At 32.9% G+C, this 15,873-nt stretch carries 13 protein-coding genes; 12 read left to right on the top strand and 1 reads right to left on the bottom strand.

Annotation, left to right across the window (positions count from 1 at the left end; translation table 11 throughout):
• Positions 1-25: 25 nt before the first annotated feature.
• The 9 genes from ICV32_RS01750 (at position 26) to ICV32_RS01790 (ending at position 9,460) form a co-directional block, all read left to right on the top strand.
• Entirely contained in the window at positions 26-865 is an 840-nt protein-coding gene (locus ICV32_RS01750; RefSeq protein ID WP_215371424.1) for an O-methyltransferase, read from the top strand.
• Between the two features lie 55 nt (positions 866-920).
• Positions 921-1,973 (top strand): NAD-dependent epimerase/dehydratase family protein, encoded by a 1,053-nt coding sequence (locus tag ICV32_RS01755; protein WP_215371426.1) that lies wholly within the window; start codon positions 921-923, stop codon positions 1,971-1,973.
• Between the two features lie 48 nt (positions 1,974-2,021).
• Positions 2,022-2,972, top strand: a complete 951-nt coding sequence (locus tag ICV32_RS01760; protein ID WP_215371428.1) for a glycosyltransferase family 2 protein — start codon at positions 2,022-2,024, stop codon at positions 2,970-2,972.
• Positions 2,973-3,043: 71 nt separating this feature from the next.
• On the top strand, positions 3,044-4,165 hold the full coding sequence (locus tag ICV32_RS01765) for a glycosyltransferase family 10 domain-containing protein (RefSeq protein ID WP_215371430.1): 1,122 nt from the start codon (positions 3,044-3,046) through the stop codon (positions 4,163-4,165).
• A gap of 8 nt (positions 4,166-4,173) precedes the next feature.
• Positions 4,174-5,133: a hypothetical protein gene (locus tag ICV32_RS01770; protein ID WP_215371432.1), complete on the top strand. Its 960-nt coding sequence runs from the start codon at positions 4,174-4,176 to the stop codon at positions 5,131-5,133.
• A complete protein-coding gene (locus ICV32_RS01775) occupies positions 5,123-6,421 on the top strand; it encodes an O-antigen ligase (RefSeq protein ID WP_215371433.1) in 1,299 nt (432 codons plus the stop codon). Before ICV32_RS01770 ends, ICV32_RS01775 begins: the two co-directional genes overlap by 11 nt.
• Positions 6,422-6,448: 27 nt before the next feature.
• Positions 6,449-7,258, top strand: a complete 810-nt coding sequence (locus tag ICV32_RS01780) for an FkbM family methyltransferase (protein ID WP_215371435.1) — start codon at positions 6,449-6,451, stop codon at positions 7,256-7,258.
• A gap of 26 nt (positions 7,259-7,284) precedes the next feature.
• Positions 7,285-8,283 (top strand): glycosyltransferase family 2 protein, encoded by a 999-nt coding sequence (locus tag ICV32_RS01785; RefSeq protein WP_215371437.1) that lies wholly within the window; start codon positions 7,285-7,287, stop codon positions 8,281-8,283.
• A 19-nt stretch (positions 8,284-8,302) separates the two neighbouring features.
• Entirely contained in the window at positions 8,303-9,460 is a 1,158-nt protein-coding gene (locus ICV32_RS01790; RefSeq protein ID WP_215371439.1) for a glycosyltransferase, read from the top strand.
• Between the two features lie 293 nt (positions 9,461-9,753).
• Here ICV32_RS01790 and ICV32_RS01795 read toward each other — a convergent pair whose 3' ends face one another.
• Complete coding sequence (locus tag ICV32_RS01795) at positions 9,754-10,416, bottom strand: hypothetical protein (RefSeq protein ID WP_215371441.1); 663 nt, start codon at positions 10,414-10,416, stop codon at positions 9,754-9,756.
• A 309-nt stretch (positions 10,417-10,725) separates the two neighbouring features.
• Between ICV32_RS01795 and asnB the strand changes: the two genes are divergently transcribed.
• The 3 genes from asnB (at position 10,726) to ICV32_RS01810 (ending at position 15,644) form a co-directional block, all read left to right on the top strand.
• The gene (gene asnB, locus ICV32_RS01800; protein WP_215371442.1) at positions 10,726-12,612 is read left to right on the top strand and encodes an asparagine synthase (glutamine-hydrolyzing); all 1,887 of its coding nucleotides are present in this window, start codon (positions 10,726-10,728) and stop codon (positions 12,610-12,612) included.
• A gap of 725 nt (positions 12,613-13,337) precedes the next feature.
• Positions 13,338-14,612, top strand: a complete 1,275-nt coding sequence (tviB, locus tag ICV32_RS01805) for a Vi polysaccharide biosynthesis UDP-N-acetylglucosamine C-6 dehydrogenase TviB (protein WP_215371444.1) — start codon at positions 13,338-13,340, stop codon at positions 14,610-14,612.
• Positions 14,613-14,615: 3 nt separating this feature from the next.
• The gene (locus ICV32_RS01810; RefSeq protein ID WP_215371446.1) at positions 14,616-15,644 is read left to right on the top strand and encodes an NAD-dependent epimerase/dehydratase family protein; all 1,029 of its coding nucleotides are present in this window, start codon (positions 14,616-14,618) and stop codon (positions 15,642-15,644) included.
• Positions 15,645-15,873: the final 229 nt, after the last annotated feature.

Below are 15,873 nucleotides of genomic sequence, written 5' to 3' on the forward strand. Positions count from 1 at the left end.
TGATTAATAAAACACATATATAAAAATGAAAAATTTAATTAGAATTTATTATGCTGGAATAAAACACATACGCTTAATCTGTCTTAAATTTCTCTTTTTTAAAAAGATTTCACCCCCACTATTAAAAATATATCTTCCATCAATAACAAATTTTGAACAATCAAATAGACACATTGAATTTTCACTGATTCATTCTATCGAGAACTCAATCTGCCCATCGGAATATCTAGTTGATATTGTGTCAAAGGCGAGTAAGATTGCAATTGATTGTCAGTTACCCTTGGTAGAAAAAAGATTTCACGAGGGTTATAAGTCAGTAGAAATATCGTCCCTAATTGAAACAAATTTTTCACCGAGTACATGGCCTGGTGAGCATTATAGATTGTTGGCTGCCATAGTTCGGGCATTAGATGCAAAAAATGTTGTTGAAATTGGAACATTCTGGGGTATGGGTACATTATCTTTATGTGAGGGTGGAGCTACTTCCATAATCACCTATGACATCAAAGATTGGCATTCATTTCCCACAACTCTTTTGAGAGATTCTGATTTCGAAGGTGGAACTATAAAACAGTTCATAGGGGACTTGCAAGAAGAGTCATTCTTTCAATCTCAGAAAAAAAATATTGAAAATTGTGATTTAATTTTTATGGACGCTGCTAAAGATTCAATAATGGAAAAAAAATTTCTATCTCAGTTTAGTAGATGTACCTTTAAGCCTGGCGCTATTTTAATTATTGATGATATTAAGCTATGGAATATGTTGCAAATTTGGCAGGATATTAAATTACCCAAAATTGATATCAGTGGTTTGGGTCACTATACCGGTACTGGATTGGTAGAGTTAAGCCCAATAAAATCTTAAGTGTATTTATTAAATTAATAAAACTTAAATAACTTTATTAATAATATTGAGAAATATGAGTAAAAAATCCATTCTTATAACAGGCTCAAGCGGGTTAATTGGTGGTGAAGTGTTAGCTTACTTTGCCAAGCTTGGATTTGATATCCATGGCGTCGATAACGATATGCGCGCCCAATTTTTTGGGCCGTCAGGAAGCACAGCTTGGAATCGTGAAAGACTAAAATCAATCTTTAAAAATTTTCATCACTATGAAATAGATATCCGCGATCGAAATCGTATTAATGCTTTGATAGATGAGGTGCGTCCAAACGTTATTATTCATGCAGCAGCTCAACCTTCACATGATAGAGCTGCTGAAATACCTTTTGATGATTTTGATACAAATGCGGTTGGGACTATGAATATCCTTGAGGCTTGTAGAAAGTATTGTACCGACTCCCCATTTATACATTTATCAACTAATAAGGTTTATGGAGATGCACCAAATAACTTAAAATTAATAGAAAAGGAGAGCAGATGGGACTTTGCTGATCCAGAGTACCACTTCGGAATTTCGGAACACTTTTCTATTGACCAATCAAAACATTCATTATTTGGCGCTTCAAAATTGGCTGCAGATATTCTTGTTCAAGAGTATGGAAGATACTTTGGAATACCAACATGTTGTTTGCGAGGAGGATGTCTTACTGGGCCAAGTCATAGTGGAGTTGAGCTACATGGATTTTTAAGTTATTTGATAAAGTGTAATGTTCAAAAGAAAATGTATACAATATTTGGGTATAAAGGTAAACAAGTAAGAGACAATATACATGCTTGGGACGTTGCAAACTTCATACAATATTTTATTGATGAGCCTAGAGTCGGAGAGGTTTACAACATTGGTGGCGGAGTCGAGAATAGTATTTCAATACTAGAAGCAATATCATTGATTCAATCGATAAGCGGTGAATCTATGATTACAAATTATAAAGATGAAGCCCGTTCTGGAGATCATATTGTTTATTACAGTGATTTAAGAAAAATTAGAGCGCACTATCCAAAATGGAAAGTGACAAAGTCATTACACAATATTTTTAACGAAATTTATACAGCTCAAATCGCAGAGTAAAGCTTTCTATAAAAAATCAAAACAACAAGTTTTCAAAAAAAACTTAAAATGACAGAATTATGTATTTTTATACTAACTTACAATAGACCACATTATCTGAAAGAGTGTTTGGAGAGCATTGAGGCACAGTCATATAATGATTTTAAAGTTATTGTTTTAGATAATGCAAGTCAATTCAATTGCAAACAAATAATCAATAAATTTACAAACCTTAATATAAGTTATATAAGACACTCAAAAAATATTGGCTCAACAGGAAACTTTATGTATGCATGGAGTATGAATATCGATACCCCATATACAATGATTTTTCATGATGATGATATTATGCATCCTGAATTATTGAAAATTTGTTTGTCAACTCTGAAAGAATATAAGAATTTAGCATGGGTAGGAACTAGTTTTAATACTATAAAATCAAAGAATTTTGCTTCAAAATTTGAAAATAATAAATGTGAAGTATTCAGTCAATACTATCTTGCTAATTACTTAATGAGATCTGGATCATTATGCTTTAGTTCAGTAGTATATAAAACATCAAAATTAAAAGCTATTAACTTAAAACAATATATTAGTTTATACTCGATAGTATTTGATCGACCACTTCTGTTGGAATTATCTATGGATGGAGGATGCGCAATTTGTAATGGTCAATTAGTAAGTTACAGGGTACATCCCGAGCAAGATTCTGTAACTGGGCCCTTAAAATTTAAAAACATTTTAGCCTTGATTACCTGTTATAAAAAAATTATATTGAATGAAGATAGTAATTCAGATATAAATTATTATAAAAAATGGGCAAGCGTGTCATTAGCTCAGTCATCCATTAATCTTACAATGAGAAATCAAGAATCAATCTATAAATATTTAAAAAAAGCATCATTACAATTAGAAATTGGATTATTTGAGATAACTATTGACACAATTAAAATTATAATAAAAATCCCCTTTCGATACATTAAGAGAAAATTGCTAGTTCTATTAAAAGAAAATAATTAATTATTAATTAAATGAAAATATTAAGTGATAAATAGAATCGAAATTATTCAAATGAAAGATTATTTATATTAATGACTATTAATTATTACGGAACCATCGTAATAGCAACTCTAGATATTTTTTCCGGGAAACATTTGCGTGATCAACAATATCTATTAAAATTTCCCGGAGGAATATTTTTATTTGATTTAATTCAAGAAGCTGAGAAAAACAAATTTCTAGTAATGGGGTTAGATGAATTTAAAAATGGTAAAGAATCTGTAAAGCCAGCATATTTGGTATCAGATATGGGTATTGGACTAGAGTGTTGTGGTGATAAACTCTCTCCAGGAATTTTATGGGCACTTGAGTCACCAATCGTAAGCACAAGGTTTTATAATTCATTAAATAAAATAACAGAAAAATTTCCGATCACACTATTGTGGTCAGCATGCAATGAGCGAGTTTCCCAAAAAAGTAATTTTGAAGCAATATTTTGGCCAAATCATAATTATAAAAATAAAATATTTGAAGGTAATAAAGAGGGAATAGTGGCAGTAACTGCTTATAAACGACATTTGAGACTTATATGGATACCGTCAAAATTAAATTTATATGGAATAATACGTGCTGTAGCTTCCATGGTATTGCATGCTCCACGAACTGTATGGATAAAATTTAATGATCCGTGGGTTCATCGTGATAATACTAACAATAAATTTAATTTAATTAAAGAAGTTGGATTATCAACAAAATTAGATATATATGGAAATGGTTGGGATAAAACATCATATTTTAAAAATTCAAAAGAAATGATGAATGTTATAAAAAAATGTTACAAGGGCGTAATTAATGGTGGGGTAAAACAAAAATTAGAAACAATTTCAAAATATAAGTTTTGCATCTGTTATGAAAACATAAAATTAAATGGTTACATTACTGAGAAAATTTTTGATGCCATTCAATCAAGGGTTATTCCAGTATATTCTGGAGCACCAGACATTGAAAATTATGTTTGGCCATGTTCATTTATTAATGCAGACAAATTTAGCGATGTAAAAGCTCTAGTAACCTATATAAATTCCTTATCACTTGAGACTTGCGAACAAATCTTACACTGTGGGGAAAGATATTTAAATAGCGATGATTATTCAAAGCTTTCATCGAAAAATCTTGCTAAAAAATTTATAAATAAATTAAAAGCCTTGGCTTAAAAATTTAAATGAATATACATAGTGGTTTAATAAATAAACCTGATTTACAAATAATTATTTTTTGTTTAAATAGACCAATATTATGTGAACATTTATTAGAAAGTATAAATAATTATCTTAAAGGAAATTATAAAATATCTATAATTTATGGTTCTTCTAACAAAGAATTTGAAAAAGGATTTCAAATTCTACAAAGTAAATATAGATTATATAATATAAAATTTATTAAAAAGAATTTAGGATTTTATAAAACTCCATGGCACCTTTTGTTTTACCCAAGAAATCTATTCTATTACTTAATATACCCACAATTTAGAAATACTAGAAATATATTTAATTTCAAGGAATTGTTGGAAAAAGAATTATCAGAATCTTCAGCAAGAAATGTATGCTTTCTTACCGATGATAGCTTTTTTTATAGAGAATTTGAATGGAATTCAAAGATTGGAGACATTATTGAAGATAACCCGTCTCAGAATTCATACAGTTTTAGGCATGGATTAAACATTAGGGGTAACGATGTTTCAAAGAAATTTGACAATATGCATTTGCAATGGAATTATGATTTAAATTATCAAAACGGGCACTGGGCATATAGATTTTCAATTGATGGTCATGTATACAATAGAATATTTTTATTAAATTTTGTTAAAAATAAATTATATATAAATCCAAGTACATTTGAGGGCATTATAGAAAGATATGCAGAGGTTAACTCAAAACTTAAATTTGGATTTTCTTCTTTAAATTCTATTCTTGCTGGGATGGAGTTAAACAGAGTACAGGATATATCTTTTAATAATAGCCTAGATATTGATAATGACTACCTTAATGAATGCTATCTTAAAAACTTTAAATTAAAAATTCATTTTGATGACAAATCAAAAGAATTTAGACCGACTTTGTATAAAGTTATATTAATAGATCTAAACTCACAAAAAGAAATAATTTTATATAGTGCGAATTAATATTCAAAATAATATTAATAAAATAAATCTTTATAGTATATTTTCTTTGCTATTAATTATTTATATTTATTTTAATTACGAAATAAGATCAACCATATTATCGATTATTTTACTAACGATTCCATTAGTTTTTGTAAATCCAGTTATTGGCTTATCAATTGGATTTATTTTTTATGGACTGTCTGGAATTTCAAATTTATATGAAAATTCCTTCTCATTTTCTAAACTAGAAATTTTAATTACTTTATTAATACTTTTAATAAAGTGGAATAAAACTTACACAAGAAAACTAAATACAGCATTATCCATAAAATATTGGAAGTTTTATTCACTACCATTTTTTGTAATTACAATTTTAACTATTATTTCATTTAATTTTCTCAACTATGACCTTTCAATATTTTTATCGAGATTTTTAAGTATTTCATTACTAATTGGATTATCAATATTTGTTATTATTTTAATCACTAACATAGATGAATATAAAATTTTTTATTTCTATTTATTAATTGGTACTATATTAATAAGCCTTTATTTATTTTTCGGAGGCTACTTCGGAAGACAAACAATTTTATTTGGCAATAATTATATATTTGGTTACTACAATCATGATATAGCAATTCTGATTGCATTATTAATATTATTTTCAATTCCAATTTATGAAATATCCAGTTCTAGAGAAAAATATGTATTATTAATTTGTAATTTATTTTTATTATTATGTCTTTTACTTTCATTTAGTAGAACTGCAATATTTTCACTTTTTATTTCGTTATCTTATATATTTTTATGTAAAGAACGAATATTTAGATTAAGAAGAATAATTCTATTGACTTTAGCTCTAAGTTTTACATTTATTATTATTATTTATTCCTCATCAAGTGAATTTATTGATTTAATTAAAAATAGATATTTATATGATACAGAATCAGACCGTGATTATTCAGGAGGAAGATTATCAGAGGTTTGGCCTAAGGCATTTGAATTCATAAAGGATAATATTGTATTTGGTGGAGGGTTGGGATCTGATGCAATTTATGGCACTGCTCATAACGTGATACTTGAAATTACACTTGAAGGTGGAATTATTGCTGCTCTTATTTTTTTATTTTCTATTACAATGATGTATCAAGAAAGTAAAAAAACAACCCATAAAATTTTTAATTTATCATTATTAATTTTTATGTTATCGGCTGCATTATTCAATCCTAGAACTTTATATTCTATTCCATTTGCTATAGTAATTGGAATTTCAGCCGCATTTTTCTCAAAAAAATTTTCTACTTAAAATTTTTATTATATTAAAAGGTATAATTTGAAAAAAAGTACTTTACATTTTTTACGACTTACTTTAATCATTAGTCATAATATTCCTGTCATTCCTGGTGGAAGAGTGATTAGTGGTATTTTTGAGTACTTTTTCAAAAACCTGAAATGTGATGTTACTACAAAAATTTTTAATTATGAAATTAGTCTTGATCCCTCTGAATCTGTGGAAAGAGAGCTACTCTTTGCACCTCAATTATTTGACTGGAGAGAAATTCGATTTCTTGCAGAAGCACTTAATCCCGGCTCTCTTTTTCTTGATTTAGGCTCTAATATTGGCGGATACTCATTAGCACTTTCGCATATAGTTGGAAAAAATGGCTGCATTGTTGCTGTTGATGCTGATCCTTATTCGTTTGAGAATCTATGTAGGACTATTAATCTGAATAACATATCTCAAATAATCCCCGTAAATAAAGGGATTTGGAGCAGTGACAGGGATTTCCATTTTGAACCTCAGTTGTATGGAAATCGAGGCGGCGGAAGAATGGTTTTAAATTCAACTGATACCTCAATTCAGATTTCATGCATGTCTCTAAAAAATTTATTAAATGATACATTAGGGTCTTTCGAAAAGATTGCCGCACTAAAAATTGATGTTGAAGGCTCTGAGTATGAGGTTTTAAAATCATTTTTTGAAGATGTTGAAAAAGACAAATGGCCAACTCGAATGATCGTTGAGAGAAGTCCAGATAATATTACAAAAAATATATGTAAAGATGTAAATCCCTTGCTTAAATCGTTAGGTTATAAAATAAATTTTCAACATGGTATTAATTATGCTTGGGAGAAAAATTGAACCATAATATTTTTATTTATTTATAAATGGAGATTGATATACAACACAAATTTAATAAATATGAACCCTTTATAAGTGTCATTATTTCAACATATAATTCTCAAGAATATATTACTAATTGTCTAGAAAGTTGCTTTAAACAGACATATAGAAATTTTGAAGTTGTGGTTTGTGATGGTGCTTCACAAGATTTAACTCCTTATATATTAAGAAATGTTACTCATAAAAATTTTAAATATATCTATCAGAATGAAAATAAAGGAATTAGTGCTGCAAGATATGATGCGGTGATGCTTTCCAAGGGCGATTGGGTTCTTCATTTAGATAGTGATCATGAATTACTTCCTGATTCTCTACATGAATTAGCACAAGAAATTATTTTGATCAACCATTATCCACAGGTTGGAGCAATTTGTGGCCGCTATATCTGGTCTGACAATAAATATACTCCTAAATTTTTCCCAAACAAGGATATTGTGAACTTTGAGGAGTGGCTTCTATGGATCGAAGAGGAGGGTGGTAGTGATATAGTATTTTGTGCCAGAAAACATGCTTTATTAAAATCAAATTGGTTCTTTGATCGCAGAGCTTCAATGGATGCATTGTTTCATATTAATTTTAGTAAATCATGGAAACGTAAACTTACGAATAAAGTTTTTGCTTTTCAGCATGAATCAATTGAATTCAGTTCTTCACGTGGTCATCGTGGACGAGCTGCTGCATTGAGTCGTTGGTCAAAAGATATGGCCTGGCAATATCAATCAATAATAAATGTGTATGAAAATACTATTCATCAATTTGCACCAAGATATTTAACAGAATTGTATCGTCAAGCGTTTTTGCATAATCTTTATGCTGGCAATAGGTTCTTACCCATTAAGTACGGATATATATACATCACTAGAAATCCGAAAGACATATTCTGTTTGATTATTCTTATGATTGGTTTAATATCGCCAGCAATAGTTCGTTATCTCAATCAATTTCAACATCAAATGCGTAATTATTTTAGAGTAACCAAATAATTTATTTGTAATCGATTCAATGAAGATATTAGTTATATTACCGCAAATCGAAACCCTTGGTGGAATAGAAAGACTATCTTTAGATCTTTATCATAGCTTCAGAAATATGGGCATTTCTTCAGATTTACTATGCTTGCACCCTTCGTCTCAAAATTATAGTGAAAATTGTTCTGCGAGGGGTTTTGCAATAAACATAAATGAGATCATAAGATTAAAAATGCCTGTTTCACCGAACTTATTTGATGTTCTAATTACAATTTATAGATTGAGAAAATTCATTCTAACTGGCTGTTATGATGTTGTAGAAACTGGACATCTTTCATCAACTTTCATAACATCTTTTGCCATAATTTTCTCTAAAGTACGGCACGTTGTGGGTATTCATTATGTTTATAAAAAAAATAATGATAATTCGTTGAAGTTATTTTTGTATGCACTCCTTATTAAATATTTCTCATGGAAAGTCTACTGTGTCTCTGAATATACAAAAAAGATGTGGTGTGAATATTCTTCAATGAAAAGAGATAAAATTCATGTTGTACACAACGCCATCTCTGATAAATTTTTTTTGAATAGTGATTCTTTATTATTTAACGATAATTTTGGATTATCTTTATCAACAAAGATTTTATTATTTGTTGGTCGCCATGATAGTGAGAAGGGATTTGAGGTAATATGGGATTCCTTAAAAAATGATTTAATTAATCTTGATTTGGCAATATTTTACGTAGGGGATGTTAACTTATTCGATATTATTGGTACGAAGAGGCTGGAAAAATTAAAAAGAGAGGTCGAAAATAGCCAGCTCAAGGAAAGAGTCCATTTTTTAGGCCCTAGAAATGATATCCACAACTTAATGGCATTAAGTTATATGCTGATTCATCCTACAAGACGGGAAGCCTTTGGTATGGTTATAGCCGAAGCAATGGCTATCGGTATCCCTGTCATTTCGACGGATGTAGATGGGTTATCTTCATTGTATAGCGGAAGTAGTATTGAGTGGATCCCTCCAAATGATGTAGAAAAACTACGTATCGCTGTCTTTAAATACTTAAATTTAAGCACTGATGCGCGAAATGGAATTATTAAAAAAAATAAAGACTTTGTCTTGAGGTTTCAAATGCATGACAGAGTGAATAGGATCTTAAAATTGATGAGTTTAGAGGAGTTTTCTTAAGTTAAATTAATTTTACGATATCACACATTTAAACTAAAGATTTCTAATTATTGTTTAATTGATTTGTTTCGTGCTTATAAGACCAGTTTATATAACAGTAATAAACATGATTAAATTTTAAAAATTTAAATTAATTACTTTGTGACTTATATAATAAGAGTCAGTATGTTATTTCTTAAGTTTTATCAACTTAGGTAATAACGCGATGAAATCAAGATTTGATTGGTAAAGCTTTTAATTGTTCCGATGAGAATATTTATCATACTAATTGATACTAAATTAAGTTTTAATACTCATCTTATAACAAACCATGGAGCTATTTTTCTCCAAAAAAACCTAAATTTTTCCTCATTTGGCAATGCAAATAGCATATCGTAATCAGAGTAAAATTTATAGTTTAAATTGATATTTTCTATGCTTTTAATAATTTCGGAGAGACGTGGATTTCCTTCGGCTGGGCTAAAGTCCGATATGTCGTCTATTACTATTACATGATCTTTAATTGCACTGGAAGCTATGATAGCAATTTCTTCTAATACTGGATGACTAATATCTCCGCAAGATGTACTACCCCCCGAGAAATGCCCATCCAAAAAAAATGTAGATGGCGCATCTAAGAGGGGAATTACTTTTTTTAATTCGAATCTACTGTCACCATGCAATGGTACGATATTGTTAAATTTTTTAAATTTATTTTTACAAATCGTATATAAATTATCCGATAATTCTATTGTAAATAGTTTATGAAAGAATGGCTGCATAGCGATAGTGGTATCACCATAAAGCGTTCCTGTTTCTATAAAATACTTTGTTTTATAAATAGTTTGTAAATTTTTAAGGACACTTCGCTTATATTTTGATTCATCCATTAAAATAGATCTACGGAAAGAATACCAATAATCTTCTTTGCGAAATATATTATTAGTAAGTATAAATTTGATTGATTTTACTATCATTATAGTAACCTTAATTTACTGTATTATAATTGAAAATATTAATTCAATTCAAAATAAAAAATTTAACATTTAAAATAATTTATATTTAAAAAATTCCATTATCATTTTTTTTGTATACTGATTGATATTTCATAAATAAATTTTAATTATTTTGGTAAAGTAGACTCATTCGGTAGTTCTGTTTTGTTATATCTTTTAGCCATATTACTATAGCAGACGATAGTCTACGGGAAAAAACTAGCAAGTATGTTGAATACTTTCCTGACTCGCAGCTAATCATCTTTCAACATGAGGCCTTGTGTAATTGATATGTGTGGAATTGCTGGGTTAAGACTTTTAAATTCATCCGCTGGCGCTGCGGAGGTTTCCCACGCTATTTCACGAATGACTTCAACTATTAAAGCAAGAGGCCCAGATGGTTCAGGTATTTTTATAGATCTGCCTATTGCCTTAGGTCATCGCAGATTGAGTATCCTTGATGTATCGGATTCTGGCGCTCAACCCATGAGGTTCAGGAAGCATGGCCCAGTAATTTCTTATAACGGAGAAGTCTACAATTTTCGAGAATTAAAGCAGGCCCTTCAGAAGGCTGGACACAGTGATTGGCAAAGTTATACGGATACAGAAGTAGTCTTAAGGATCTATGCCGAGTGGGGGCTTCAGGGCCTGAAACGGCTTGAAGGTATTTTTGCTTTGGCTATATGGGACCCTGAAAATCAGCGTTTAGTATTAATGCGCGATCGTTTTGGTGTCAAACCCCTTTTTTATGGAACTTGTCAATACGGACTTGCATTCGGCTCCGAGATTAAGACTGTTCTCGCAGCAGGAGGTGTCAATTCTCAGCTAGATGATCAAACTTTTTCAGAATACCTTTGGTATGGTAACTCATATGGAGATCGCACTTTTTATAAGGGCATTCAGGCTCTGCAGCCGGGCCATTGGCTGATTATTGAAAAAGGCATACAAATCCTTGAGGCTTGGTGGAGAATTGAGGAATGGCTTGAAGAGCCCTTTCAGTTGCGCGAAGCTCGGGACGCAGCAGAATTGGTCCGAGAGGCCCTGGATAGGGCTGTAGCGCGTCAGCTTATAGCAGATGTGCCAATAGGCCTATTTCTTAGTGGCGGGGTAGATTCTTCTGCAATTGCGGCATCGGCTATGCAAAATCGCTTCTACCCAATTCAAAGTTTCTCTGCTGGTTTTGATTTTGAGCGCGGTGTTAATGAGCTGCCTAAGGCTGCATTGGTAGCGAAGAAATTTGGTTTAGATCATAATGAGTTGAGGATTCAAGGTGGTGAGTTAGAGTCAGTCTTAATGAAGCTTGCTCGAGCTCATGATGAACCCTTCGCAGATGCTGCTAACATTCCGCTCTATTTAATGTCTCAGCAGTTACAAGGGCAGATTAAGGTAGTGCTCCAAGGTGATGGCGGTGATGAATTATTTGCAGGCTATAGACGTTATGCTATTTTACGCAATGCATATTGGTGGCAACTCTGGCCGCGTTCCTTTTCATCGCTATTGCATAGCCGGAGTAATCTGGGTCGGCGTTTTGTCCGCATAGCAGATTCTGTTGGAAATCCAGATCCAGCGTTGCGAATGGCTTACCTACTGACAGTCGAAACACCTTATCATCCTCCCGAGTTAGTTTTTCAACCTGAACGGCGGCAACATTTGCAGCAAACCGTTGACCCATTTTTAGCGTACAGAAAAGCAGCTCAGCGATTTAAGCAATTTGACCCAGTGAAGCAAATGTTGTTGACTGATTTAACTGTTCAGTTGCCAGCTCAATTTCTAACTAAGGTAGATCGAGCAACAATGGCTGCTGGGGTCGAAGCGAGAGTCCCGATGCTTGACGAGGGGGTTGCTCGTCTCGCTATTAAATTACCTTCGAGCTTGAACGTGAATGGGTGGCAGAAGAAGATAGTTTTGCGAGATTCTCAACGAGGACGCTTGCCAGCCAGCATTCTGGATGGCCCAAAGACCGGGTTTAATGTACCTTATGGCGAGTGGCTTCGTACGTCTCTATATGAATTTGCCCAAGCACAGCTTTTGGATAAGAACTTCCTAGAGAAATTTGAAATAAGCGGTAATAAGTTAGAGAGTATGCTCGTCCAGCATCATAAGCATCCAGTAAATCAGGGATTTATGCTCTGGAAATTGTTACAACTTGCAATCTGGCATTCGGAATTTAAATATTAGGATATATTTGAATCAAAATCATATTCCTAGGAATGCTTATCCGTCTTATATTTACCTTGTTAACGGATTAGATCTATTTATGGTGTTCCCCCCCCGTTATTTAACCAAATCCAGAATCGAGGTTCATTGAGAAACCATAGCCGCTCAATGTTTCGTGGTAACAACATATCTGGACGTTGATGATTGCTCATACATCCATTGCGTTGCAAACTCTAGAACTTCGTTAATGCTTTGCCAAAAATGTTGCGATAACCATTCATATCTGAGGTATGGTTAAAACTTTATACATAGGCATTTTTTTGATTTGGCTGATTGGATATGTTACAAGTGGTTTTAGGCTGAATTGGCGACTTTAGGTACCTATGATGACATGAGACTAGCGTAGCATTTATAGTCTGCTGAGCAGTTACAGAAAACCTTATTGATCAGAGTACAACTGAAGATCAGATATTACAAGGAGAGATCGGTATTGATATTTTCTGACGGAGTTCATTCTGATGCTATTCCGTTGATAAACTATGTTAGTAAGAAAGAAACCGCTTCTCATATAAATTATGAGATAGCTTAAATATGATGAATTAGCCGATATTGTTAGAACATTTTTTTGTCTTGAATAAATAAGATTAAAAGTATATATATCTGGGGGGGGGTATTGCTGGAATAAGTAAGAATGTAGTTTTGAGATTTTTTAAATTAAAATTTTGCTCAATATAAGGTATAGATGTATGGATAAAAAAAAAATCATTGCCATTATCGGTTTAGGCTATGTTGGGTTACCACTTGCTGTCGAATTTGGAAAAATCCGCCCAGTTATTGGGTTTGATATTAATTTAAAACGTATCTTAGATTTACGGTCCGGCAAAGATCGTACTCGTGAGTGCGGGCCAGAAGAGCTCCAAAGTGCTAAGTATCTGGACTATAGCTGTGAAAAATCAAATCTGAAAGCTGCACAAATATATATAATTACTGTGCCAACACCAGTTGATCAAGCAAATCGCCCAGACCTTTCTCTTTTAATTAAGAGCAGCGAAACTGTTGGTGAGGTTCTTAAATCGGGTGATATCGTAATTTATGAATCCACCGTTTACCCTGGCACGACAGAGGAGGTCTGCGTACCTGTTCTCGAAAAGTTTAGCGGTTTAAAGTTCAACCAGGATTTTTTCTGCGGCTACAGCCCCGAGCGGATAAATCCAGGTGACAAAGAGCGCCGTCTGGCAACCATCAAAAAGGTCACTAGTGGCAGTACTCCATTGGTTGCAAATGAGGTTGATAAGTTATATAACCAAATCATAACTGCAGGCACACACAAAGCGAGTTCAATTCGGGTGGCTGAGGCTGCAAAGGTAATTGAAAATACACAACGAGACGTTAATATCGCACTTATGAATGAGCTAAGCCTCATCTTTAACAAGCTTGGCATCAATACTTTAGAGGTCCTAGAGGCAGCAGGTACTAAATGGAACTTCTTACCATTTCGCCCCGGCTTAGTAGGCGGACACTGTATTGGCGTTGATCCTTATTACTTGACGCATAAGGCGCAAGAGATTGGTTATCACCCTGAGGTCATATTGGCTGGTCGTCGCATAAACGACAGCATGGCCAGTCATGTGGCTAAAGAGACAGTGAAGATAATGCTTCGCAAAGGCATTCCCGTGCTCGGTAGTAAGATTTTGGTACTAGGCTTGACTTTTAAAGAAAATTGCCCAGACGTACGCAACACAAAGGTAGTTGATATTGTAAGGACGCTCCATGAATTTAATATTGAAGTAGATATATATGATCCTTGGATTGACCTTGATGAAGCTCGAAATGAGTATGGACTTGAATGCTTAGAGCAAATTCCCGCTACTGGACAATATTCTGCCATTATCTTAGCAGTCGGACACCATCAATTTTTAGATATGGGTGAACATGGGATCAAAGCCTTTGGTCATCCTGGGGCTGTACTGTTCGACGTAAAAAGTATTTTGCCGATGAATGCTACTGATGGTCAACTTTAATTTATGAGTCCTTACGTTCAACTTCTAAAACGGATTCATCAATCTCCTAGTACTTGGTTAGTTACTGGTGTAGCCGGCTTTATTGGCAGTAATTTACTCGAGACTCTTTTAAAGCTCGATCAGAATGTTGTTGGCCTAGACAATTTTGCCACCGGAAATCAACGTAACTTAGATGAGGTGCAAAATCTCGTGACGCCGGCTCAATGGTCTAACTTCCAATTTATTCATGGTGATATTTGCCAAATGGAGGATTGCCAAAAGGCTTGCAACGGAGTTGATTATGTCCTTCACCAAGCCGCCTTAGGGAGCGTACCTCGCAGTCTAGCTGACCCCATTCTCACCAACAATGTCAACATTAATGGTTTTTTAAATATGCTAGTAGCCGCTCGAGATGAAAAGGTTAAAAGCTTCACCTATGCTGCCAGCAGCAGCACCTACGGCGATCACCTTTCTCTGCCAAAGGTGGAAGATAGGATTGGTAAACCACTGAGCCCCTACGCTGTAACGAAATATGTCAACGAATTGTACGCAGATATTTTTTCTAAGTGCTATGACTATCATACTGTCGGCCTTCGCTATTTTAATGTTTTTGGCCCTCGCCAAAATGCTAACGGAGCTTACGCTGCGGTCATTCCAAAATGGGTATCGTCGCTTCTTAAAGATGAAACCATATATATCAATGGCGACGGCGAAACTAGTCGAGACTTTACTTTTGTACAAAATGTCATTCAGGCCAATCTGCTAGCTGCTACAGCAAAAAATGAGGCGAGAAATCAGATCTATAATATAGCTTTTGGTGAGCGCACTAGCCTCAAACAATTATTTGTTTTAATACGTCACAACTTGAGACCTTATGGGGTGTCCGACTCTAAAGAGCCAAAATACTGTGATTTCCGCGCAGGAGATGTTCGTCATAGTTTGGCTGATATCAGTAAAGCTAAAAACTTATTGGGCTACGAGCCAACACATTGTGTTGCCGATGGTATTAAATTAGCAACACGATGGTATGTGGAACAACAGAGTTTACTTTAGTGGGGTAAAATTTATAAAAATATTAGTAACTTATTCCAGGCTAACCAATTTTACATTGCATAAACTACCCAATAACTTATTATAATTACTAGGTAGTTAGACACCTTAATATCTCTTGGGCAATAAGTGTAAAGCCCTATAAATAAAATTGAATTTGTTAACAGTCAATTTATTAACTCTTTTACAATATTTAAAAGAAAATTATTAATATAGTAGTAAATGAATTCTG

Source organism: Polynucleobacter sp. MWH-UH24A (genome assembly GCF_018687475.1).
In the GTDB taxonomy this organism is placed as follows: domain Bacteria; phylum Pseudomonadota; class Gammaproteobacteria; order Burkholderiales; family Burkholderiaceae; genus Polynucleobacter.